This window comes from Thiorhodovibrio winogradskyi, assembly GCF_036208045.1.
In the GTDB taxonomy this organism is placed as follows: Bacteria; Pseudomonadota; Gammaproteobacteria; order Chromatiales; family Chromatiaceae; genus Thiorhodovibrio; species Thiorhodovibrio winogradskyi.
This window is the reverse complement of record NZ_CP121472.1, coordinates 3,723,430-3,745,849: the sequence shown is the minus strand read 5'-3', so window position 1 is coordinate 3,745,849 and position 22,420 is coordinate 3,723,430. Positions and strand designations below refer to the sequence as shown.

19 protein-coding genes and 2 pseudogenes are annotated in these 22,420 nt (G+C 64.6%); 8 read left to right on the top strand and 13 right to left on the bottom strand.

The window, feature by feature from the left end:
* Window positions 1-143: 143 nt before the first annotated feature.
* The gene (locus tag Thiowin_RS17165) at window positions 144-2,675 is read right to left on the bottom strand and encodes a TIM-barrel domain-containing protein (protein WP_328984190.1); all 2,532 of its coding nucleotides are present in this window, start codon (window positions 2,673-2,675) and stop codon (window positions 144-146) included.
* Between the two features lie 79 nt (window positions 2,676-2,754).
* On the bottom strand, window positions 2,755-3,087 hold the full coding sequence (locus Thiowin_RS17160) for a hypothetical protein (protein ID WP_328984189.1): 333 nt from the start codon (window positions 3,085-3,087) through the stop codon (window positions 2,755-2,757).
* Here Thiowin_RS17160 and otsB point away from each other — a divergent pair.
* Complete coding sequence (gene otsB, locus Thiowin_RS17155; protein WP_328988111.1) at window positions 3,037-3,945, top strand: trehalose-phosphatase; 909 nt, start codon at window positions 3,037-3,039, stop codon at window positions 3,943-3,945. The genes Thiowin_RS17160 and otsB overlap by 51 nt on opposite strands.
* A pseudogene (locus Thiowin_RS17150) lies at window positions 3,864-4,508 on the top strand (glycosyl hydrolase family 65 protein); the annotation flags it as partial. The gene otsB and the pseudogene Thiowin_RS17150, both read left to right, overlap by 82 nt.
* A 125-nt stretch (window positions 4,509-4,633) precedes the next feature.
* On the opposite strand, the gene ppsA reads toward Thiowin_RS17150, so the two are convergent.
* The 4 genes from ppsA to Thiowin_RS17130 all read right to left on the bottom strand — a co-directional run bounded on the left by ppsA (window position 4,634) and on the right by Thiowin_RS17130 (window position 9,173).
* A complete protein-coding gene (gene ppsA, locus Thiowin_RS17145) occupies window positions 4,634-7,039 on the bottom strand; it encodes a phosphoenolpyruvate synthase (RefSeq protein ID WP_328984188.1) in 2,406 nt (801 codons plus the stop codon).
* A gap of 165 nt (window positions 7,040-7,204) precedes the next feature.
* Window positions 7,205-8,281, bottom strand: coding sequence for a phospholipase A (locus Thiowin_RS17140; protein WP_328984187.1), 1,077 nt, complete (start codon window positions 8,279-8,281; stop codon window positions 7,205-7,207).
* Window positions 8,282-8,432: 151 nt separating this feature from the next.
* Window positions 8,433-8,774: a BON domain-containing protein gene (locus tag Thiowin_RS17135; protein WP_328984186.1), complete on the bottom strand. Its 342-nt coding sequence runs from the start codon at window positions 8,772-8,774 to the stop codon at window positions 8,433-8,435.
* 105 nt (window positions 8,775-8,879) lie between these two features.
* Window positions 8,880-9,173 carry a hypothetical protein gene (locus Thiowin_RS17130; protein ID WP_328984185.1) on the bottom strand — a complete coding sequence of 98 codons (294 nt, stop codon included), beginning with the start codon at window positions 9,171-9,173 and terminating at the stop codon, window positions 8,880-8,882.
* A gap of 19 nt (window positions 9,174-9,192) precedes the next feature.
* Between Thiowin_RS17130 and Thiowin_RS17125 the strand changes: the two genes are divergently transcribed.
* Complete coding sequence (locus Thiowin_RS17125; RefSeq protein WP_328984184.1) at window positions 9,193-10,143, top strand: GTPase family protein; 951 nt, start codon at window positions 9,193-9,195, stop codon at window positions 10,141-10,143.
* Between the two features lie 37 nt (window positions 10,144-10,180).
* Window positions 10,181-10,741 carry a hypothetical protein gene (locus tag Thiowin_RS17120; RefSeq protein WP_328984183.1) on the top strand — a complete coding sequence of 187 codons (561 nt, stop codon included), beginning with the start codon at window positions 10,181-10,183 and terminating at the stop codon, window positions 10,739-10,741.
* A 222-nt stretch (window positions 10,742-10,963) separates the two neighbouring features.
* On the opposite strand, the gene Thiowin_RS17115 is transcribed toward Thiowin_RS17120, so the two are convergent.
* A complete protein-coding gene (locus Thiowin_RS17115; protein ID WP_408034098.1) occupies window positions 10,964-11,503 on the bottom strand; it encodes an RloB family protein in 540 nt (179 codons plus the stop codon).
* Between the two features lie 85 nt (window positions 11,504-11,588).
* Window positions 11,589-12,881, bottom strand: coding sequence for an AAA family ATPase (locus Thiowin_RS17110; protein ID WP_328984181.1), 1,293 nt, complete (start codon window positions 12,879-12,881; stop codon window positions 11,589-11,591).
* Window positions 12,882-13,150: 269 nt separating this feature from the next.
* Here Thiowin_RS17110 and Thiowin_RS17105 point away from each other — a divergent pair.
* Both Thiowin_RS17105 and Thiowin_RS17095 read left to right on the top strand, forming a co-directional pair.
* Window positions 13,151-14,556: pseudogene (locus Thiowin_RS17105) on the top strand (GH1 family beta-glucosidase).
* Window positions 14,557-14,631: 75 nt separating this feature from the next.
* On the top strand, window positions 14,632-15,534 hold the full coding sequence (locus Thiowin_RS17095; RefSeq protein WP_328984178.1) for a glycosyltransferase: 903 nt from the start codon (window positions 14,632-14,634) through the stop codon (window positions 15,532-15,534).
* 39 nt (window positions 15,535-15,573) lie between these two features.
* Here Thiowin_RS17095 and Thiowin_RS17090 read toward each other — a convergent pair whose 3' ends face one another.
* From Thiowin_RS17090 to Thiowin_RS17075, 4 genes are read right to left on the bottom strand one after another with little or no spacing between them, the layout of a single operon-like run.
* A complete protein-coding gene (locus Thiowin_RS17090) occupies window positions 15,574-17,526 on the bottom strand; it encodes a UPF0182 family protein (RefSeq protein WP_328984177.1) in 1,953 nt (650 codons plus the stop codon).
* On the bottom strand, window positions 17,462-18,205 hold the full coding sequence (locus tag Thiowin_RS17085) for a UPF0182 family protein (RefSeq protein ID WP_328984176.1): 744 nt from the start codon (window positions 18,203-18,205) through the stop codon (window positions 17,462-17,464). Before Thiowin_RS17085 ends, Thiowin_RS17090 begins: the two co-directional genes overlap by 65 nt.
* Entirely contained in the window at window positions 18,130-18,510 is a 381-nt protein-coding gene (locus Thiowin_RS17080) for a hypothetical protein (RefSeq protein ID WP_328984175.1), read from the bottom strand. The genes Thiowin_RS17085 and Thiowin_RS17080 overlap by 76 nt, the downstream gene beginning before the upstream one ends.
* 14 nt (window positions 18,511-18,524) lie before the next feature.
* Window positions 18,525-19,379, bottom strand: a complete 855-nt coding sequence (locus Thiowin_RS17075; protein ID WP_328984174.1) for an SDR family NAD(P)-dependent oxidoreductase — start codon at window positions 19,377-19,379, stop codon at window positions 18,525-18,527.
* Between the two features lie 731 nt (window positions 19,380-20,110).
* Here Thiowin_RS17075 and Thiowin_RS17070 point away from each other — a divergent pair.
* Both Thiowin_RS17070 and Thiowin_RS17065 read left to right on the top strand, forming a co-directional pair.
* Window positions 20,111-20,848 (top strand): lipid-binding SYLF domain-containing protein, encoded by a 738-nt coding sequence (locus Thiowin_RS17070; RefSeq protein WP_328984173.1) that lies wholly within the window; start codon window positions 20,111-20,113, stop codon window positions 20,846-20,848.
* Between the two features lie 156 nt (window positions 20,849-21,004).
* Window positions 21,005-21,493, top strand: coding sequence for a hypothetical protein (locus tag Thiowin_RS17065; RefSeq protein ID WP_328984172.1), 489 nt, complete (start codon window positions 21,005-21,007; stop codon window positions 21,491-21,493).
* Window positions 21,494-21,787: 294 nt separating this feature from the next.
* Here the strand turns inward: Thiowin_RS17065 and Thiowin_RS17060 are convergent, their stop codons facing one another.
* Complete coding sequence (locus Thiowin_RS17060) at window positions 21,788-22,399, bottom strand: alkaline phosphatase family protein (protein WP_408034228.1); 612 nt, start codon at window positions 22,397-22,399, stop codon at window positions 21,788-21,790.
* Window positions 22,400-22,420 lie beyond the last annotated feature (21 nt).

The window sequence follows — 22,420 nt, the reverse complement described above, 5'->3', positions numbered from 1 at the left end:
GAGAAGTAACGGGCGATTTCCCGCGGCAGGCGTGCTTCAGTCGAAGCAAAGGACGTGCCCACTATCCGATGCGCAACCCGCGACAACAGAGGAGCAAACCGAGATCGTCGATCAGCAGGAGGCGTGTTTGTGCCCGTCGCGGTTCATTCCGCGCTCAGCTGGTGCGCCTCCCCATCGTCGATGAGCGAAACCACTGCCGCGTGATCTGCTTGATCCCAGTGCCAGTCGGCTTTCGGGGCGCCGTCGAGCAGCAGGTGGTCGGGCTGTTGGACGAGATGCAGTCGCAGCACGAGCTGGCGCGGCCGCGGCTGCCAGCCGCCCCGGCGGCGGCCAACCATGAGCCTTGGCCCTGCGCGCTCGTGGTCAACGCCTAACGCGGTCTCTACGAGCTCGCCGTCACAATAGCCCCAGCCATCGCCGACGTCCTCGATGAGGGTCCAAGAGCCAGATTGTCCGTCGTCTGGATAGGCATCGAGGATCAGCTCGGTCAGCGGTTCGCGCGTCGATTGCCACGGAGCACCCAGGGTCAGGCAGCTGCCGCCGCGCACCAGGATCGGCATGCGACCCGGCGGTGCCGGCAGCAGACAGCGTCGATTAATGGCACTGGCACTGATGCGGGCTTTGGCGCCGACACTGGCAACTGCAGCGCGGGCATGGGCTTCGGCAGCAGTATCAGAGTTGGCATCAGCGCCAGTATCCGCGGCGCGTGCCGCGGGCGCGCCATCGTCGATCCGCCTGCCGCTGTGGAAGTCGTACCAGACGCCAGGCGGCAGATGCACCTCGCGCTCGCTGACGCCCGGCTCGCAGACCGGCGCGATCATCAGCCGCGGACCAACCATCAACTGATCTTCGATCCCATGCAGCTCGGTCGCCCGCGGGAAGTCGTAGAGCAGCGGCCGTAGGATCGGCTCGCCGGTGCGGTGGGCGCGGTGCGCCAGCGTATAGAGATAGGGCAGGAACTGGTAACGGCGCTCGATCGTGGTTCGCGCAATGGCCTCGACCTTGTCGCCGAATGCCCAGGGCTCCCGCGGCGGGCTGCCGTGGTAGGCATGGGCGCGCATGAAAGGGTAGAAGGCGCCCAACTCGATCCAGCGGGCGAAGAGCTCGCCGTCGCAGGCGCCGTGGAAGCCGCCGATGTCGACGCCGACGTGCGGCGAGCCGCCGAGGCCCATGCTCGCGAGCTGCGGCAGGCTGGTGCGCAGATCCTCCAAGCTGGAGGCATTGTCGCCCATCCAGCTGACCGCCCAGCGTTGGGCGCCGATGCTGGCGGATCGCGTCAGAACCTCGCCCCACCAGCGGCGTGTCGGCGTGCGGCAGAAGTCTGAAAACAGCGATGCGCCAGACCACACATAACCGGTGAACAGCTTGCCATCCGGACGGCGGATGAAATGATCGCCACGCAGACCGCTCTCTAAAACCGGGTCGCTGGAGCGGTTGGCGCCATCGATCTCAGGTTCCTGTATGACCCCCGGGTCGATGATGGTGACCGCATGGATGTCCTGTCGATGCAGGGCCTCGATGGTGGCGCGCGGACTCGGAAAGCGCTCGCGGTCCCAGCTGAAGACGCGGAAGCCGTCCATGTAGTCGATGTCGAGATGGATCGCGTCGATTGGGATGCGACGGCGGCGGAATGCGTTGGCAATCGCGCGGATCTCAGCATCGCTGCGATAGCCCCAGCGCGACTGGTGGTAGCCGAGCGCCCAGAGCGGGGGCAAGGCTGGCCGACCGGTCAGCCTTGTGATCTGCTCGACCACGGCGGCCGGGGTGGGGCCGGCGAAGAGGGTGTAGTCGAGCTCGCCGCCCAGGTTGAACAGGCCCAGCGCGTCGGGCTGCTCGGCACCGAGATCGAAGTGGCTGTAACCGCTCGAGCCGAGCATCAGGCCCCAGGCGAGACCGGGCCGCAGCGCGAGCAACAGCGGGTGCGCTTGGTACAGACAGCCGTCGACCACGCCCAATCCTGGCGAGTGGATATCTGTGGTCCAGTGCGCGAGCCGCTGGCCGCGACGATTGAGCGCGCCGAAGCGTTGGCCGCACCCGAACAGGCCCTCCCGCGGGTGCAGTGCCTTCCGCAGCCAGAGGCCGGTGGTGGCAGGGCCGGGCGACCAGCCGTTGTTGGTTTGCGAGCTGATGGTCGGTGCGGCGGCTGGCGTGGCAGTCGGGGCGACGGCTGCGGCGAGCGCCGGCGCCAGGGTCGGGATCTCGTGCTGCTCAACCTGACGCCAGCGTACCGGGGTGAGATCACTCGCATAGACGGCACCGTCGGCGTTGCCAAGCGAGACGGCGCCCGTGTCGAGATTGAGCTTGGTCCGCATCGCGCGGGTCACGAGATGCAGGACGCGCGCTCGCTTCTCAACCAAGAGACGACCGCCGCTGAGCGATCGAGGCTCGTCCTGCCAGCTGTGGCTTGGCGCAAGCCGACCAGCGGGCGCGACCCGGATGCGCAGGATGTCATCCGCGACAGCATCGATGCGGGTTAGCGCCTGCGCATGTTCGGCGATGATCGAGTCCGACCCCGCCTCCCAGTGCTGAACGAAGCCGGGTGTCGACTCGGCATGATCCGCCATCTTAAGCTGCATCGTCCGCTGCTGTTGCATCTGGGCGCTCTGGAACTCCTGCTTGTCGATCTGACCATCCCCGTTCTGGTCGATGTCGCTAAACGCGGGCGCATTGGCCATGCCGCGCATCGGCGCGCCCGTGTCGGAACGGGCCGCGCGGCGCGGCGCTCTGAGCGCGCCTGGTTGAATTCCTTCTCGGTCACGACACTTTCATTGTTGCGGTCAAATTCGGCGAAGCAAATTTGAAGCCATTGTCGCCGTTTGAGTTTTTCGCACACAACATTGCGCGCAGGAACAGCACGGCTGTGTTGGCCTGATCGAGACCGCGCAGCCGCGTCAGTCCAGTCGTGGTCACTCCGCAAACGGGTGCAAAACAACCAGCTAGGTTGGCAAATACCCCGCCAAACGAACATCCTGCGCAATTCGGTAAGCTCTTTTCCGGCAATCGCCTAACCGCAAGAATGCCAGCTTCCGAGCGCTCATCGAACAGCGCGGTGTCGTCGTCTACGAGTGCGCCGTCGAGCTGCTGCAACGCCTGCGCCGCGCCGGTTTTCGCACCGCGGTGGTCACGGCCAGCAAGAACTGCGACCTGATCTTAGAGAAGGCCGGGCTCGACGGACTGTTCGACCTGCGTCTCGATGGGGTCGAGGCTGAGAATCTCGAGCTGTCCGGCAAGCCAGACTCGGACACCTTTGTCGAGGCCGCCCATCAGCTTGGCTGCGAGCCCGAGCGCGCGGCCGTCCTCGAGGACGCCACCGCCGGCGTCATGGCCGCGAGCCGCGGCCATTTTGGGCTCGTCATTGGCATCGACCGCACCGGTCGCCAACGCGACGCGCTGCTGGAGAAAGGCGCTGACCAGGTCTTCGACAACCTGTGCCGGATCGGTATCCAATCCGCGCAGACCGAGCCGCCCCCGCTGCTCGAAGATCCCACGCCACTCACGGATCGGCTTGGTGATCGGCGCCCGGCCTTGTTTCTCGACTACGACGGCACCCTGACGCCGATCGTCGAGCAGCCGGACGATGCCCGTCTCAGCACCAGCATGCGCCGCGCCCTGCGGGAAGCCGCACAGCGGATGCCGCTGGCGCTGATCAGCGGCCGCGATCTAGACGACGTCAGCAGCTTGGTCGGGCTCGAGGCGGTCGTCTACGCCGGTAGCCACGGCTTCGACATCCGCGGACCCCAGCTGCGGTTGGAGCTATCGGAAGGTATCGATGCGCTCGATGACCTAGACCGCGCGGCCAATGCCCTTGACGAACGTCTGGAGAACGTCGAAGGCGTGCGTATCGAGCGCAAGCTCGGCGACGAATCCAACGCCTGGATCGCATCCTCGAGGCCGAGGGCGACTCACCGAATCACTACAAGGCCACCAAGCAGGCCGACGTGCTGATGCTCTTCTATCTGTTCTCGACCGAGGAGCTGGAGCGTCTGTTCGCCCGTCTCGACTACGCATTCGACCCCGAGATGATCCCGCGTAACGTCGCATACTACAGCGAGCGCACCAGCCATGGCTCGACCCTGAGCCGTGTCGTGGACGCCTGGGTCCTGGCCCGCCGGGATCGACCCCGGTCCTGGTCCTTGTTCACCCAGGCTCTGGAGAGCGACGTCGCCGACATCCAGGGTGGCACCACCTCGGAAGGCATTCACCTGGGCGCTATGGCCGGCACCGTCGACCTCATCCAGCGCTGCTACGCGGGTATTGAGGTGCGCGATCAGCGACTCTGGCTCAATCCCGTGCTCCCCGAGGAGCTGAAGCGGCTCCGTTTCCGCTTGCGCTTTCGCGGCCAGACCCTCGAGGTCGAGATCAACGAGGATCGGGTGCGGCTGCGCGAGATCTCGCCGGAGGCTGACGTGATTCGGCTCACGGCGGGGTCCGAGACGGTCTCACTCAGCGCCGGCGAAACCCATGAGATCAAACGCGGTGCCGGACCTTTGTTCGTGGAGTCACCCTGATGATCAACAGGTACTCAAATCGCTGTCGCAGGTCCGCGACCGAATCGATGCCGGCGACGATCTAGACGACCCGGCCTGGGAGCAGATCGACAAAGTCACTGCGGCTCGCTGTCTCGAACGGCGTCTCAGCCGGAGGCTGTGCGTTCGATCTCGGCGACCGCCTGCTTGACCGACAGAAAGCTATCCGGATTGACCGAGATCGAATCGATTCCGGCACGCACCAGGAAGGCGGCGAAATCCGGATGGTCGCTCGGCGCCTGCCCGCAGAACCCGACCTTGCGCTCGCGCTGGTGCGCTTCGTCGATCACCGAGCTGATCATCTGGCGCACGGCATCGTTGCGCTCATCGAACAGATGCGCCAGGCGGTCGGAGTCGCGATCGACGCCGAGCACGAGCTGGGTCAGGTCATTGCTGCCGATCGAGAAACCATCAAAGCGCGCGGCGAAGTCTCGGGCCAGGATCACGTTCGCCGGGATCTCGCACATCACATAGACCTCGAGCCCACGCTCGCCCCGCTTCAAGCCCTGCTCGGCCATGACCTCGAGCACCCGGTCGGCCTCCCAGGGCGTGCGACAGAAGGGGATCATCACCAGGATGTTGTCGAAGCCGATCTCCTCGCGCGCCTTGCGGATCGCCCGGCATTCCAGGGCGAAGCCTTCCTTGTACTCCTCACTGTAATAGCGACTGGCGCCGCGCCAGCCGAGCATCGGATTGGCCTCGACCGGCTCGAAGGCGCGGCCGCCGATCAGGTCCGCATACTCGTTGGTCTTGAAGTCGCTCATGCGCACGATGACTGGATGCGGATGGCTGCCAGCCGCGATCCGGGCAATGCCGCGCGCCAGCTGGTCGACGAAATACTCAGTTGGGTCCTCCCAGCCGGCGGTCAGCGTGGCGATCTGCGTGCTCGCATCCTCATCATCCACCGCCTCTGGGCGGATCAGCGCCATCGGGTGGATCTTGATGTGCTGATTGACGATGAACTCCATCCGCGCCAGACCAACCCCATCGCTCGGCAGCGGCCACCAGCGCAGCGCCGCCGCTGGGTTGGCCATGTTCAGCATGATCTTGGTCTGCGTCTTCGGGATGTCCTCGAGGCTGATCTCCTCGGCCTCGAACGGAATCCGCCCGGCGTAGACACGCCCGGTCTCGCCGCTGGCGCAGGACACCGTGATCTCATCGCCGTCGGTGAGGCGTTCGGTGCCATGGCCGGCGCCGACGATCGCCGGCAGACCGAGCTCGCGGCTGACGATAGCGGCGTGCGAGGTGCGCCCGCCGTGGTCGGTGACGATGGCGGCGGCGCGGCGCATGATCGGCACCCAGTCCGGATCGGTCATCTCGGTGACCAGCACGCCGCCGTCCTCGAAGCGGTCGTTCTCGCCGGGGTCATCGAGCCGGAACACCTTGCCGGCGGCGATGGCATCGCCGATCGCGTAGCCGCTGACCAGCGGCTCGCCGGCCTCCTCAGGACTGGCCTCGAGCCGATAGGTCTTGAGCAGGCCCTCGGCCCGCTGCGAGTGCACGGTCTCGGGTCGCGCCTGGACGATGAACAGCTCGCCGGTCTCGCCATCCTTGGCCCATTCCATGTCCATGGGTTTGCCATAGTGGTCCTCGATGGTCACCGCCCAGCGCGCCAGCGACAGGACCTCTGCATCACTCAGCACCAGCGCCCGCTGCTCGTCCTCGCTGGTCTCGGTGAGTACCGTTGGCTCTTCGCCGCCGGCCTCTGCATAGACCATCTTCCGCGCCTTGCCACCAGGCTGGCGCGCGATGATCGGTGTCAGCGATGGATCCTCCAACAGCGGCTTGAAGATCAGGTATTCGTCGGGATCGACGAGGCCCTGCACCACCGTCTCGCCCAGCCCCCAGGCGCCGTTGATCAGCACCGCGCGCGGGAAGCCGGTGTCGGTGTCGATGCTGAACATCACCCCGGAGCTGCCGCTGTCGGAGCGCACCATTTGCTGAACCCCGACCGACAGGGCGACCTGCAGTTGGTCGAAGCCGTTGTCCTGCCGATAGGCGATGGCGCGGTCGGTGTAGAGCGACGCGAAGCAGCGCCGGATGGCGTCGAGCAGGGTCTCGGCGCCGCGGATGTTGAGAAAGGTCTCCTGCTGGCCGGCAAAGCTGGCCTCGGGCAGATCCTCGGCGGTGGCGCTCGAGCGCACCGCGACATCGGGCTCATCGCGCCCAGTCTGCTCGGCCAGCGCCTGGTAGGCGTCGCGCACCGCATCGGCCAAGGCTTCGGGGATCTCGGCGTCGAGGAAGAGGGCGCGGATCTGCTCGCCGATCTCGCTGAGCGGGCGCTCATCGCGCTCAAAGGCTTGGGCGAGCTCGCGGATGCGCGGCTCGAGATCGTTCTCGGCCAGGAATTGCCGATAGGCCTGCGCGGTGGTCGCGAAGCCGCCCGGCACGCGCACGCCTTCGGCGCCGAGATGGTGGATCATCTCGCCGAGCGAGGCGTTCTTACCGCCCACTTGGGCGACATCCTTGCTGCCGAGATCATCGAGCCAGGCAATCAATGTCCCATCGTTCATCAGGGGGCCTCCAGTGGAAGGTGCCAGTGGTTGGGTGTTTACACCGGCTTATAAAAGCACCAATTGTGCCAACTGTTTTGCAGGCATTGGGCTGTTCTCCTTGGTGGTAAACGGGTAGTGCTTGCCGGGCTGCTCAGTCTTCAATTGTGCCGTCCAGGAACGGACTTATCCGCCATCTTCCAACATGAAACCCACGCCGATGCGGTTAACGCTGTGGTTGTAGTCCGCCAGGCTCTCGCCATAGCCGTTGAAGTATTGCGCATAGACGCGCACCCGCTGATTGAGGGGATAGCTCCAATCCAGCTGCACAGTGGGGCGACTGGGATTGCGTACCATCAGCCCGAAACGGTGCCGGTCGCCGTCGTATTGGCCCCGTAGCTCGCCGTAGCCGAGATAATCGGTGATATCCGGGTTGTTCGCTGGACGATTGCCGAGGAGCGTCCAAAGTCTGAGTCCCAACGACAGGTTCTCGCGCTCGACGCTGGCCTCACCAGTGATGCGGTTCCAGCTGCGCGACAACGGCTCCGAACGACCATTGGACTGGTGGTTCGCCGCCGCTCGGACCGAGGTCAGCCGCCAGCGTGAGCCGGCCAGGCCAAGCCGCAGATCCGGGCGCCAATGCAGACCGAACTCGGGCTCGTAGTTGGTCTCGCGGAACGGGGACGAATACTCCTGGTTGTACGCCTGGAAGAACGCGAGCTGAGTGTAGCCAAAGTAGAGATCAAGCGGACGATTCAGTAACCTCGTCCACAATGGAACCTCGAAGCTTAACTGGAACTTCATTTCCACGTTGTCGAAGACGCCTTCACCGAACAGCGGCAGGTCCAAGGTTGGCTCCCTCGGCAAGTTCTCGTTGACATTGGCGTTGTAACTCACCGGCAGAATGTAGTTCTTCCGGTAGGGAAGCAGGCTCAGGGAAGGACGCGGCTGTGGTGCCAGCGGCTCGGCAACCCTTGCGTCGGTTGCCGAGGCCAGATCCAGGGCCTGCGTGCTGTCGGCGTCCCTGGCGACAGGAGGGCTCGACTGTCGTGTCGGCTCCAAGGGGCCATCGCCAACCCGGTTGCCGCGGGCCGCGAGAGCGTCAAAACACTGGAGTCGCACATCGGCATTGGCGATGCGCGCACAGTTGGCAAGGCCGGTTGTGGCCCTGGCTTCATCCGCCCGCGAGGGGAGCACGACAGATAAAAGACTCAGAAGCGACGACGCCAAAATCGTCTTCCTCAGCCTGATCGATCCGCTCATTGGCCTGCTCCTTGTGGGTTGCAATTCATCTCGCTCCGGGTTCCGCGCTTATGAACCAGACAGATGCTGTGGGCCTGATTCCGGTCACCGATCAAGCAGGGATCCTTGATCAATTGAATGCGGCGGTCGTGCGCCAGCGGACAACAGGATTTCAGCGCAGGCCCGGCCCCACTGGGCTATCTGGACCGGTATCAACGTCGGCATCGAGGTCAGCGGCAGGCTCAACGACCAGGGGCGCAGGCGTCTCAATGCGGCGTCTGAGCTGGTTGTCGACGGCGCGTACCCCATTGACGCGCTTGGCGACGGTGTCGGCGACGGCTTGCTCGTAGAGGCTATCGACATAGCCTGAAAGCGCGAGGATGCCGTTGTGGACGACCACGGTGATGCGCTCATCGCCCAAGGCCGGATGATTCGCGAGTTCTTGGCGGACGTTGCTGGCGATTGCTGCATCAGTTGGCGTTTCAGCCTGGACCCTGGCGCTGGGTTGAAGCATCAGCGCCAGCGCCAGGGGTATCCAGACGAGCCTTTTCGTGGATTGATGGACTGGTTTGCGCCAAGGTGTTGGAAGTTGAGTGATCATCATGTCCTCACGGGTTTGCTAGCGATTCAACCGGGCCAAAGCCCGGACTTTTTTTTTGCGCTCATTGGCGCGCTCGACCTTGGAGCTAAGATAAAGCAAGTTTTTTGCCAAGAGTTTAGGGATCAGGCGGTGCGCCTGGAACCGGCCGCGATTGAGCGAGCGGTCCATGGCGGTGACTGATGCCATGGTCGCCGCCACGCCATTGGCGCCACCACGCAGAACCGTGATTGAAGAGAGCCGTGGCTGAGCGAAGCGCGCGAGCGGCTCGGCAGCGCAACAGGGACAGCCGTTGCGGCGGGATTTCGGGGGCATTGCCCCCGCGGTTGGGCAAATGCACCACCGCGGGTCGGCAAATACACCAGGAGTCGAAGTTCGCGAGCCGAGCCGCGAGCCCTTCGGCCATCCGACAATTCAGAAGATTGAGTATCATCCTGACATGAAGCACCAAGCACTCCGGCAAATGCTTCAGGCCCTGCGCGACGAGCTGCTCGCCCTGGATGGTGATGCGGGCCGGCGCCGCGACGCGCCCTGGCTCCCACTTTGGGAGCGTCTCCCGCGCCGTATCGATGGCCTGATGGGCCACCTTGAGCGGGAGGACGAACCCCTGCTAGTGGTCGTCGCCGGGGGCACGGGCGCCGGCAAATCGACCCTGGCCAATACCTTGGCCGGCAGCGCCGTGCTCGACCCCTTGGAGACGCTCGAAGCCCTGGGCGCCGGACAGCTGCCGTCGGCGCTGATCGACGAGATGACAGCACTGCGCGAGCGCGCGCGGCAGCGTCTGGCCCACTCGCGCGACCATGTCGTGGTCGCCGTCGCGGGCGGCACCGGCAAGTCCTCCCTGGTCAACGCACTCGTCGGGCAGACACCGTACACGAAAGGGGTGCGCCGGCCCGCCACCGAGCGAGCGCAGGCAGTGCCGATCGGCGATGCCACCGGCGCCGAGCCACTGCTCGACTGGCTGCGGGTCGAGGAGCGCCATCCGCTGCCCGCCGACGGAATGCTGGCGCCGCTGCGGGGCGCGGTGCTGCTGGATCTGCCGGACGTGGATTCCACGGTCCGGGAGCATGCGCGGGTGGCGGAGCGACTGATCGAGCGCTGCGATCTGCTGCTCTGGGTGATGGACCCGCTCAAGTACGGCCAGGCCTTGGCGCACGAACACTATTTCGCCCGCCTGGCCCATCACGCAGAGGTGCTGCTGGTGGTGCTGAACCATATCGACCGGCTCGCCACTGCGGAGGTTGCTCGGCCGTGCCGTTGCCCGCCGATTTTGGCGTCCGACTGAGGAGCCTCGGCAAGGCCAGGAGCCGCCGCGGCCCTCGGTGGCCGAGCCGCGGGTTCGCCAGGGTCTGCTTGAAGCGGTCTCCGTGGCGGCGGACCAGCTGCCCGAGCCGGCGGCCAGCCGAGTGCGCCAACAGGCGGCCTCGGCGGCGGCAGCGCTGACCGAGGATCTGCGGCAGCGGCTGGCGGAGCTGCCGCTCGAGCCGTCGCCGCGGCGCTGGTGGAGCGGGGTGCGGCGGTTGCGCCTGGCGTCGGAGATGGTTGCAGCGTTTGGCTTCGTCTGGCTCGCCGGCCGCGGCCTGCCGGAGTGGCTCGGGCTGCCGCCGGTGCCGACGCCGGCGCTGCTTGGCGAGATCACTTGGCCGTTCGCGCTAATCGCCGGTGGCGTCCTTGCCAGCGTGGCGCTCGCGGCCGCCGCGCGACCGCTGATCAGCGTTGGGGCAAGGCGTCACGTCCATGCCTTGCGGCAGGCGGTGCGCCAGGATGCCGTGGCCACCGACGTGGCGCCGCTGGCCGAGCTGCGACAAGCGTTGGCAGACTGTCGGCAGCTCAGCGAGCACGCCCATCAGGGCGCGGCCGCCGCCGGCGATCCCCCTCAATAGAGACAGCCGATTCAAGTGCTCGGCTTCGAGGGAAAACCGGCACAGGGCGCCCCCGATCCCGGATGATCCCAACCGCGTCTATGTATCCATGGGTAACTATGTGTTCAGCGCAGTTTACCCTGGTACCCCGTTTCAGTGAATTTTGCGACATGCAGGTTCTTGCCGCTACCACCAAGACAACGAAACAGACCGCAAATTATCGTGAAACGCGGTACTTAGGACTCAACCGCAACGCTTGCGAGTGATCGATTCGGTTAGACGGTACACGCCGGTGGTTGGATTGCGGTGGGGCTCGCCTTCTTCGTCGGCTTGCGTTTGAAGCGCCCTTGCTCGACGTTCTGCGTCTTCCACGCCGCTGGCCAGATCGTCGAATCGAAGATGCTTGTGATACCCGGGGAGCTTCTCGGCGACGAGTCCAAGCAAGTCGTAACGGTGGCGCGCCCCCGGACTCTCTCGGACATGGAGCAGAATCCAGAGCTCGAAGCAGGGATTCGAGACGGCGAGATCGATGTCGTAGGCTTGGGCCAGCTGACGCGCATCGTTCACCGCCGGGTGCTCGTCGATATCGAAGACGCACCAGACTTCGTCATAAGCCAGGAATCCGTCTTTTTCTCTCCTTGCCTGCCTGTCGGCCGATTCCTTCAGCTCGACCGCCTGCTTGACCAACGTGAGTGGCACCCCGTGCTTATCCGAGATTTTGATCTCGATGGTGTTGTTCCTGACCCAGCGCTCGAGTCCCCGGAGGTACTGGGGCTCCGTCACCTCGCCTTCGCAAACAACCAAGAGCCGACGTTTCGGCTACCGTGTTGCTGTCCGCCGCGCCGGTCGGCGCTCGCGCTCGCGTCGCTTAGTCGTCATTGGCTGCCGGATCGGGAGAAATTAGCTCGCCGAGGTAGGGGATGGCGCCGTAGCGTCCCTGCAGATAACCGCGCTCCAGGTTCTCCGACGGTCTCGGCTTGTAATCGGTCAGGGCATAGACAGAAGTAGCCCCATTGCCAGCCTTTTCGGTCAACCACACCTGATCGCGACGCAGTGGCGGGTCCCCGAGCATGCCCCCGAGCAGATGCGTATCGTGGGTTGTAAAGAGGATCTGGGCATGCCGAGGGTTAGTGCGCGGATCGTTGAACTGCTGAATGATCTGCCGCCCCAGCGCGGGGTGGAGACTGGCCTCCAGTTCGTCGACCAGGAGCAGTCCGCCACTGCGCAGAAGCTCGAGCACGATTGGACCGACCCGATAGAGTGTGCGAGTGCCTTGGGATTCGGCTTCCAGGGGGAGCCATGCGTCTTCGCACTCGGTGTCGTGCCGGAGGAGGACGCGCCTGCGCTCCGGTCTTCCCGAGCGGGTCCCATTGGCAGCGATTCCTTCGTCCGTGGATGCGAGCCTGATATCAGTAATACCCGTATCTGCCGCCTGCAGCATCCCGATGATATCGCCAAGATTCGAATGCTCGGGCTTGTTCTCCTTCTCCTTCTCCTTCTCCTCGATTAGTTTGCGCACAATCGGATCGAAAGGCGCGCCGAACAACGGGAACGTCTTGCGGCGCTCGATATTGATCGTTTGCAAGCCGCGGAACCAGCGATAAATCGGTTGGAGCTGGTGATGGCGCAGCTGCACCGCCGATGACACGAACAGGGCATTGGGTCGGGTGACTTCCGTGACCAGCTGGTTCTCGCCTTTCAGGTTGTCGCCGAACGCATAAGCGTCGCCGTCGCGCTCGAACCAGGTCTGCTTGCGACCCTGAGGCCAAGCGTAGAGCCACTCTTCGAGGAATCGCTCGTCGTTAGCAACAAAGCCGTACTGGTATCGAATGCCTTCGGCCAGGAAGGACACCTCGAAGAATGATGGCTCCGCAGCCTTGGGTCCCCAGCCGAAGGGATCTCGTGGAACCTCCTCCTCTGGCGACCATGCACGGTGCGAGTGGATGACAGCGTCGCGCATGAAGCCAAGTGCCGAAAGGACATTGCTCTTGCCACTCGCATTGGCCCCATAGATGGCGGCGGCGGGCAACAGGGGCTTGCGGATGCCCTCGATCTTGCGGGGACGCTGATCCTGGTTGTTGGCCTCGGAGCCTGCCTGCATGGTCAGGACCTGCTCATCTCGCAGGGAGCGATGATTCTCGACCCGAAATTCGATCAGCATGAGTGTCTGAAAATGCTTCTCTTCGCGACTTTAGCGTCGATTATCGCAGGGTTTCTGCGTCAGTGATATTGAAATCGGTACATGGGAGAGATCTGGGCCAGAACGCAACATCGCGATATCATTTGCCTTGATGATGTCGATTGCGCATGTGCTCGGATCCAAAATGCAGTTGACCTCGGCGCCAGGATCGCATCCGAACTGACCCTCTTGCCAGGGGCTGCCATAGCGCCAATAAGCATACTTTCGAGAAACCGACAGTCAGGAGTCCGATGATGCATGTGCAATTCCCCAACCAGTTGCTGTGGGGGGCAGCGACCTCTGCCTACCAGATCGAAGGGTCGCCGACGGCGGATGGCAAGGTCGACTCGATCTGGGATCGCTTCACCGCACGGCCGGACCGGATCTCCGATGGTACCGACGGCGCTGTGGCCTGCGAGCACTATCGCCGCTATGGCGAGGACATGGACCTGATGGCGAATCTCGCGCTGCAGTCGTATCGTTTCTCGATCGCCTGGCCGCGCGTGATGACCGATCCAGCAGGGCAGGTTAATGACCGCGGCCTCGATTTCTACGAGCGCCTGGTCGACGGCCTGCTCGCCCGCGGGATTCGCCCCTTCGCGACGCTCTACCATTGGGACCTGCCGTGGTTCGAGGAGCAGCGCGGCGGTTGGGAGCGTCGGGAGACGGCCTGGCGCTTTGCTGATTACGCCGAGGTAGTCGCTCGCCGCCTGGGCGACCGCGTACAGGACTGGGTGACGATTAACGAACCGCTGACGGTCACGGCCGCCGGCTATCTGGTTGGCCAGCATGCACCCGGGCGACGTAACCTGGTGCGCGCGATGCAGGCAGCGCATCACCTGCTGCTCGCCCATGGCGCCGCCCTCGAGCCGCTGCGCGCCCAGGTGCCCGGGGCGCGGGTCGACCCGGCACTAAACCTCTTTCCGGTGCTCCCGCAGCGCCGGCGAGATGTGTGGATCGCCGAGCGCCTCGATCGCTTGGCCAATCGGTTCTTCGCCAACCCGATCCTGCGCGGTCGCTACCCGCGCTCGATACGGCGCCTGATGGGTCTTCTCAATCGCAGCATGAGGCCAGAGGACTTGGCGCTGATCTCACGGCCGGTGGACTTCATCGGCGTCAACCACTACTCGCGCATCGTCGTAAGCGCGGTTGGCCGCCGGTCCTTGGCTTCCGTGTCGGCGCCCGCGAAGACCCGAAGGTCCGCTACACCGACATGGACTGGGAGATCTATCCGCAGAGCTTTCTCGCCACCCTGACCTGGTTGCGCGAACGCTACCGCAATCCACCGGTCTATGTGACCGAAAACGGCGCCGCCTTCGATGATCGGATCGACCTTGATGGCGAGGTCCGGGACCCGGCGCGGCGCCGCTATCTGGCGGCCTACCTGGTCATGTTGCGCAAGGCCCTGGACGCGGGGAGCGATATTCGCGGTTATTTTGTCTGGAGCCTGCTCGACAATTTCGAGTGGGCTTTCGGGTTATCAAAGCGCTTCGGACTCGTCCACGTCGACTATGCGACCCAGCGCCGTACTCCGAAGGCCAGTGCCCGCTGGTATGCCGGGATCTGCCGCACCGGCGGCTTCGACGTCGACGAGCGCTGGCTGCAAGAGGTGTTGGACGGGACCGAAGACGCCGTCCATGACCTGATCGAACCCTGATCGAACCCTGATCGAGTCTTGATCGAGTCCTGATCGAGTCCTGATCAAACCAGGCGATCTGCAGGAGAATGCCGAATGAAGGCCAGTATTGTCATCCCAACCCTCAACGAGGCCGAGCTGCTGCCGCGGCTGCTTGATCGGTTGGCTGCCCAGACCTTCCGCGACTTCGAGGTGATTGTCGCCGATGCGGACTCCAACGACGGCACCCGCGAGCTGGTGCGCGAACGCGGCCTAATCCTCACTGACGGGGGGCTGCCCGGCGTCGGGCGCAATCGTGGCGCGGCAATCGCCCGCGGCGACTGGTTCTTTTTCTTCGACGCCGATGTCCTGCCACCGCCAGATTTTCTTGCCAAGGCGATCGCGGAGATGGAGGAAGAGGGGATACGTCTGGCCACCTGCTGGTTTGAGCCAGACTCGGATCACCCGCTGGACGCGCTCCTGTTCGATTTGGCCAATCTCTACGTCAAGCTGAGCCTGCGCACCGACCCCCATGCCGGCGGCTTCGCGATCTTCATTGAGCGTGCCCTCTTCGAGCGGATCGGCGGCTTCGACGAAAGCCTCAAGCTGGCCGAGGATCACGAACTCGTGAAGCGCGCCGCGACCCAGGCGCCGCTCCACTTCCTGCACTCGACGCGCATCCGCGTGAACGTCCGCCGCCTCGTCAAGGATGGCCGCGTCAACTATGCCGGTAAATGTCTGCGTGTCGAGCTGCACCGTCTCTTCCACGGCGAAGCTACCGAGGCGGTCGTCGATTATCAGTTCGGGTACGACTCGGAGCACCAGCGCGGCCCGCAGAACCCGGTCCTGACCCGGCTACGCCAGGGTCTCGCCGATTGGAATCAGGACTATACCGACACCCTCGAGCGCCTGTCGCAGGAGGTGAGGCAGACCACCGGCCTCCAGGAGGAGCAACTGCGCAAGCTCCGCGAGCGTTTCGACGCGCTGAAGGAGAAGGTGCGCAGCCAGCTCTTTCGCTAGCATGCATTCGCATAGAATGAGGGACAGGAGCCGTTCCACTCAGCCGCCGTCCGCACCCCGTATTGCATCTCGTTCGGCGTTGTCACTGCTCGGCTGCCCAACTGCTGGCTCGGTTGCCTGCTTTGATGGCAGCCCCGACGCTCGCCCGGCAGGCGGCTCGGACCAGGCCGCAAGCTGTTCGAGCAGCCTCTGCAACTTGCTCATCGCCTCGGCGCCGGCCTGTTGCAGCAAAAGTTGTCCGGCGGCGCCGGCGGCAGCCGACGGCTCGGCACCGAACAGGCCCTCAAGCGCCTCATCCAGGGTCTCGGCGTAGCTGAGATCATCGTCCTGCATCACCGCGACCAGGCGCAGCTCCGGATAGGCCGCGGTCTCGGCCTCCAGGTAGATCGGCTCGACGTAGAGCAGGGTGTCATCGAGCGGGATCGCCAGCACGTTGCCGCGGATGACATTGGAGCCGCGCTGGTCCCAAAGCGAGAGCTGCCCGGAGAGATAGCTGTCCTGGTCGATCTTGGTCTCGACCTGCTTCGGCCCGAGCACGCGGCGCTCCTTCGGGAACTGATAGGCGAGGAAGCGCCCGAAGTTGTCGCCGTCCGAAAGACCCGCGATCCAGCCGATCAGCACCTGGCGGTTCTTCGGCGTGAACGGCAGCATCAGCACGAACTCGGCCTGGTCCGAGCCCGGTAGCTCCCACATCACATAATAGGGCTCGACCGGCTGTACCCGACCATAGTGCTTCTCGGTGGCGCGCACCCAGAGGTCCTCCTGGTTGTAGAACACCTCCGGGTCGTCCATGTGATACTTGGCGTAGACCAGCCCTTGGGTCAGTAGCAGGCCCTCCGGGTAGCGGATGTGCGCTTTTAGCTGTTCCGGCATCGCGCTGCGCGGTTTGAACATCCCCGGCAGCGCATTGTGCCAGGCGGCCAGGATCGGGTCGGCGGCGTCGAAGCTGTAGAAATCGACCGCGCCGTCGTAGGCGTCGACCACGACCTTGACCGCGTTGCGCAGGTAGTTGACGCCGTCGAGATCCTTGACCGCGCTTGCGGCCGGGTCGCTTGGGGCGTCGACGAGCAGCGCACCGCGCTCGATCGGGGCCTCGAACGGCTGACTGTAGGGGAAGCGGGTCGAGGTCGTATAGGCGTCGATGATCCACTTCAGCCGGCCATCGACCAGCACCAGATAGGGATCCTGATCAAAGGTCAGGAAGGGCGCCAGTGTCTGCACGCGCTCTTGGATCTGGCGATGGATCATGAACCGGCTCTCGGGACGTGGATAGCCCGAGAGCAGCAGCCGGGTGCCGTCGAGCTTCCAGCCGAACACGAACTTGCGCCACAGATTGCGCATCTCGACCCCGCCCGTGCCCTGATAATGGCTGTAGGCGTTCTGCTCGCCACGCGGGAAGTCGAACTCGCGCTCCGCGCTGTTGACCACCACCGGCTCCCAGGTGAGCTCGCCGTAGTAGATCTCCGGGCGCTTGACCTGCAGCGATGCATACTCGGCCTGCGGCGGGATGTCCTTGACCAGCAGCTTTGGCAGTCCTTGAGGCGTGAAGTCGCTCACGGTTGCCACCGTCAGCCCGTAGCCGTGGCTGTACTTGAAGCGGTGGTTTACGAAGTTCTTGCTCTGCTCGGGCAGGTTCTCCTGTGACATCTCGCGCGCCGAGACCATCACCTGCCGGTAACGGTCGCCAATCTGATAGCGATCCATGTCGACGTCGACGAACTCGTAGTAGAGCCGGATCTCCTGGAACTGCTTGTAGACCGCGTCGAGCGCGCGCCAGTCCCAGAGCCGGATCTCGGAGATCAGTTGCTGATTCTGCTCGACTGTCTCGCGGGTGAAGGACTTGTCGGCCGGGTACTGACGCTGTTCGACCCGATCGAGACCGAAGGCATGCCGAGTCAGCTCGATGTTGTGCGCGATGTACGGCTCCTCATAGGTGATCTCGTTCGGCTCGACGGCCAGCGCCTGGAAGCCCGATGGAAGGATGCCGGCCAACAAACAGCGCCCAGAGCGCGATCACAAGGCCCCAAGCGGTGGTGGCGGTCACCGCGACGGGCTCCAAGCTGGTCGGCGGAAGCGGTTGGACGCCAGCGCTGGACAGGCGTTTCCAGAGTCCGCCGAGCCATGCACTGGCCCAGGTGCGCAGTCTCGGTATCAGCGGTGCCAGTCCGAGTGCGAGACTCAGGAGCGCAAGCAGCAGATAGGCCGGCAGGCGGACGTTGACATCGGTCCAGCCCGGTCCAGCCGTAACACCCTCTTGCGAGTAGAGCAGATCGAAGGTCTTGAGCAGCGCATGGGTGCCGATCAGTAGCCCGAGGACCGCGCTTGGCACGCCGGCCGCGAGCGCCATTCGCTGCTGGGTCCGGTCGCCGACTGCATCGCCGTCTGGGTCGTCAGCTGGCGCGTCGGCTGGCGCTTGAGCGGATGCAGATGCGCGCTCGCGCAATCGCAGCCCGAGCGCCACGAGGGTGGCCACCACCAGCACGAGCAGTACCCACAGCAGCAACCCGTGCAGCGCCTTGAGGAACGGCAGCGTGAACAGGTAGAAGCCGGCATCGAGACCCAGGATCGGCTCGCTGATTCCCGCCTCGGCGCGATTCAGGAACAGCAGTGCCGGCTCCCAGGCGCCAAGACCCCAAGCAGTCCTCCAGCGGCAGCGACGCCTTCGGTCCAAGGCGAGATCGCCGGCGTCAATCGCCGCGCTGGTGTCGCCAGCAGCGTGATCACGCCGACGGCGAGCAACGCACCGAAGCCGGCGGTATAGGCGCGCGCGCCGACGAAGGTCCAGAACCGTTCCGCGAAGCCGACCGCATCGAACCACAGCACCTCACCCCAAACATCGAGGACCAGGAACAGCGCGGTGGTCAGAACCACGAGGGCGCCGCCAACCCAGCTCAGCCACGGTTGCTTGCGAACGACGCCGAAGCGCGCCAGCGCGAGGCCGGCAGCAACGAGGCCGAAGAACAGGATCAGGTACATGGCAGGGGTCCTCGTCAGACTGCTTCAGCGAGTTGGTCGATCAGCGCCATCAGCCGCCGGCGCGCCTCGCCGTCGCCGGCCTGGACTTCGGGCTCGGCCTGATCCATGCGGTCGAAATAGGCGCCGGTGATATCGGCGAGCATCGGCGCCGTTGCCAGGTGCTCTTCGGCCTCGGCGCCTGCGTCGGCCGGTCCCAGCGCGCTGCCGAAGCCCTGCCGGACCATCTTGGTGTTGAGCAGGGTGCCGGGATGGAGCGCGTTGACGGTGACGCCTTGTGACTTCAGCTCCTCGGCCAGCTCCATCGTGGCCATGATCAGGGCCAGCTTGCTCTGAGCGTAGGCGCGCTTGCCGTCATAACCACGGGTCAGCATCAGGTTGTCGAAATCGATCTCGGCCTGGGCGGCGGACGCGACCATCACCACCCGCGCGCCGCCCTTATCCTGGGAGGTATCCTGGTAAGTATCCGGGGCCCTTTCCGCGAGCCGACCGGCCAGGAGCCGGGTCAGCACCACCGGCGCCAGAGTGTTCACCGCGAAGTGCAGCTCGTAGCCGTCGTCGCTCTCGCGGCGTGGCCCGCCCGGATCGCCGACACCGGCATTGTTGATCAGGATATCGAGCTGGGGCGTTGCCTCGAGCACCTCGCCGGCCAGCGCGCGCACCCGTCCGGCCGCAGCCAGATCGGCGACCAAGCCCCGCGCCTTGCCGCCTTTGCCTTCGATCTCGGCGACCACGGCATCCACCTTATCGCGGCTGCGCCCGTGCACCAGCACGGTCGCGCGCCGCGCGCTCAGGCGCGAGGCCGTTAGCCGGCCGATGCCGTCGGTCGCTCCAGTGATTAGGGCCACATGGCCTCGAAGATCGTCCGTCATCGGCTTACCTCCTCATGGCGTCTGGACTCTGCGGCGCGATGCTCTCTGTCAGCGCCCACAGCGGAATCGGGTGTCTCAAGCATCCGCTGCATGTTTCCGCTGCATGTTTCGGGCCTACCCCATGGTCCGTTGTTGTCCGGCGCCTCTCGCTGCGGTGTCATCGCTCGCGGCGCCGCGAATTCGTGGCAGAAACGGAGCCGGCTGAGGCAATGGTCAATGGGCGAACGCGCATGCCTGACCAACGAGAGATCAGAGATGTTGCCGGGGTATTTGCTCCTGAGCACTGGGGTATTTGCCCCTAAGTCGGCGGATTAGCCCAGGTGAGCAAGTGCAGCGGTTTGGGGATTGCGTCGGGCATCTCAGGGCTTGCCGTTTCGCTGGCCGGTCAGGGGCACGAAATTGGCATCACTCTGGGGGTTTTTAACCGATCATGGCGGCTATGCACCAGGGCAGCGATAGGGGTTAAGTCCCATCCCCGCGGCTGTGCCATTCCCGCGACTGTGATGGTCCGTCGGCGGTCAATGATTCGGATGCAACGGCTGCCGGGGGTCGGCAGTCCGGGTTGCAAGCGGGATTGCACGGGGGTCCGAGAGGCAGGTGGCACGTTCGATGCATCTGCGTTGAGCGATGAGTCGGGACTCGCGTGCATCACAGCGAGCATTGCTGGCGCGGAACTCCCGATCATCATGCCGCTTCACGGCTTCACACTCGATCACCAGAGGAGTTCATCCATGAGCCACTACATCACTCCATTGATTGGCATGACCCTGTCACTGATTTTGAGCGGATCATTGCTCACTGCTGAAGCGCTCGCCGCCGAAGACGGGCAATCAGATGATCAATCCGCCAGCGCCCGGGCTACCGAAGCATCGACCTCGGACGAGCTGAAGAACGCCAAGGAAAGGGTTCGGAAGGCAGCGGACCTCGTCCAGAAGATCAAGTCCGACCCCCAGGCTGGCGACCTGCTCGGTCAGGCCAAGGCGATCTTGCTGATTCCCGATTATGCTCGGGCCGCGCTGATTGTGGGCGGCGCCGGCGGTCAGGGCGTGCTCATCGCCAAGCATGACGGCGAATGGTCCGCGCCGGCCTTCTACAATGTCGGCACTATTGAGATTGGCGCTGCATTGGGCGTCGAGGTTGGCCCGGTGGCCTTCATGATCATGTCGGGTGATCTTCTGCAAAGCTTTGGCGATATGCACAATTTTGCGCTCAACTCGGACGCCGGCTACACGGTCGCCGAGGATTCCGAGCGCCAGCAGACCTCAATTGGCAAAGGTGCCGACGTGGTCGTCTGGTCCGCTACCGAGGGACTCTACGGCGACTTCGCCGCCAGCGTCTCGGATGTCTTCTGGGACGCGGATGCAAACAGCGCCTACTATGACGGTGAGGTGACGGCGACCGAGATCATCAGCGGCAAGGTCGAGGATCCGATGTCGCCAAGCCTGCTGAGCAGCGCGGAGACGCCCTGATCCAAGCCTCAGCGCGGATCCTGCCCCGGTCTTCCCCGGTTTCTCCAGTGATCACGGTTGCTTGCAGGCTGCCTAAGGAGACGGGAGAACAGAAGACGGGATGACAGGATTAGCTGCGCGCGCCGCAGCCTTTCACACCATGAGTCTCGGAGGATAATGATGGCGATCCGCATCTATATTCGCGCCCGCGATCCACAAAACGGTCGGCGTTTAGTTGAAGAGCTGATCGCTGACGGGGTCTCTCCCGGTGCTTTCACTTTGATCGGCAAACAGATCCCAGGCGGACTGCCGGTCGACGCCAGGCGCTGGCAAACGGATTCAAGCGCGGGACTGCGCGGTGCACTCGTCGGCGCGGCGCTGATGTTGGCGGTCTCGCTGTTGCCGCCGCGGGTCCTGGAGCCATCCGCGGTGCTGGCGCTGGTCGCCATCGCCGCCGCCATCGGCGGCGGCTGGTGGCTGCGACGCAACCGTGGCGCCAATCTTCCGCTATCCGCCCAGCAGGAGGCCCTGCGTGGTGGCGAACTCCTGGTCGTCGCGGATCTGCCGGAGGCCGAGGCGCCGCGGATCGAGGAGCGGATCAACCGACGCCACCCCGAACTCATGGTGCTTGGGCCGGATGCGCGCGGATCACCGCCGTTTCCCTGAAAAGCGCTGCGTTTCAAGCGATGCATGAATTTCAAGCGATTCAAATGCACGCCATCCTCACATCGAGCGAGAACGGATAGACGTGATGCAGCGGCAGTGGCAGCACCAGCCGATCAGTGTCGTCGAATGGGCCAGGTCGCGCTCGCCGATCTGGCTGTCGATCGGCACCGGGATGGCGCCGATGCGCAGGATGGATTGATGCGACGTTCGGCGAGGCGATTCATCGCCGCGCCTCCGGCCCCAGGCTTGACAGCAATTCCATCGGCGCCCGCGGTTGATCGCTAGGCCCCGAACTTACGCTGGTCGACCGCTTCGATCACCGCCACCGGTCACATCGCCATCCTCGCCCGCCGAGTCGGTGCCTTTGACATGGAGGAAGTAGAAATCGTGCGCCTCATCGAACTGCTGTTCGAAGCGCTCGAGGAGACCGTCCAGGTCAGTCGGCGGCTCGGCGACGTCCATTCCAAGCAGGCGCGAGAGTCCGCGGTACATCGGATACTCGGCGATGCAGAGTCCCTTCAGACCAAAGCGCTCCCGCAACCCGGGGATGGCATGGTGACGCTGAAAGCCGCGCAGCAGCAGCGCGTTGGCGGGCTGCTCATCGGCGATCGCCGCCCGCGCCTGCTCGATGAACTGCGCGACCACCTGGGATGCGGTCGTAGCTTGTTTGGACTGCGGTTCCATGGGGATCGGCGCGCGCCCGGTGACTTGAGGGTCGGTGTCAGGCAGGTCGTCATAGAGTGCCAGTGCAGCCGGATTGCCGCGCAGCACCAGCACGGCGCGGTGCTGGGATTCGGTCTCAAGGAAGACCTCGCCGTCGAAGTCCAAATCGAGCGCATTCAGGATTTTGGCGCAGAGGCGCTGGTTGAGGTCGGTGGGGATGCGTCCAGCGCGGCGATCCGTGATCTCGCCCGAGCTGTTGCTGCT

Bases quoted from the DNA above. Each gene is read 5' to 3' on its own strand.
- Thiowin_RS17165 (WP_328984190.1), bottom strand. From the start codon at position 2,675: ATGGCCAATGCGCCCGCGTTTAGCGACATCGACCAGAACGGGGATGGT.
- ppsA (WP_328984188.1), bottom strand. From the start codon at position 7,039: ATGAACGATGGGACATTGATTGCCTGGCTCGATGATCTCGGCAGCAAG.
- Thiowin_RS17140 (WP_328984187.1), bottom strand. From the start codon at position 8,281: ATGAGCGGATCGATCAGGCTGAGGAAGACGATTTTGGCGTCGTCGCTT.
- Thiowin_RS17135 (WP_328984186.1), bottom strand. From the start codon at position 8,774: ATGCTTCAACCCAGCGCCAGGGTCCAGGCTGAAACGCCAACTGATGCA.
- Thiowin_RS17130 (WP_328984185.1), bottom strand. From the start codon at position 9,173: ATGCCCCCGAAATCCCGCCGCAACGGCTGTCCCTGTTGCGCTGCCGAG.
- Thiowin_RS17125 (WP_328984184.1), top strand. From the start codon at position 9,193: ATGCACCACCGCGGGTCGGCAAATACACCAGGAGTCGAAGTTCGCGAG.
- Thiowin_RS17110 (WP_328984181.1), bottom strand. From the start codon at position 12,881: ATGCTGATCGAATTTCGGGTCGAGAATCATCGCTCCCTGCGAGATGAG.
- Thiowin_RS17095 (WP_328984178.1), top strand. From the start codon at position 14,632: ATGAAGGCCAGTATTGTCATCCCAACCCTCAACGAGGCCGAGCTGCTG.
- Thiowin_RS17080 (WP_328984175.1), bottom strand. From the start codon at position 18,510: ATGTACCTGATCCTGTTCTTCGGCCTCGTTGCTGCCGGCCTCGCGCTG.
- Thiowin_RS17075 (WP_328984174.1), bottom strand. From the start codon at position 19,379: ATGACGGACGATCTTCGAGGCCATGTGGCCCTAATCACTGGAGCGACC.
- Thiowin_RS17070 (WP_328984173.1), top strand. From the start codon at position 20,111: ATGAGCCACTACATCACTCCATTGATTGGCATGACCCTGTCACTGATT.
- Thiowin_RS17065 (WP_328984172.1), top strand. From the start codon at position 21,005: ATGATGGCGATCCGCATCTATATTCGCGCCCGCGATCCACAAAACGGT.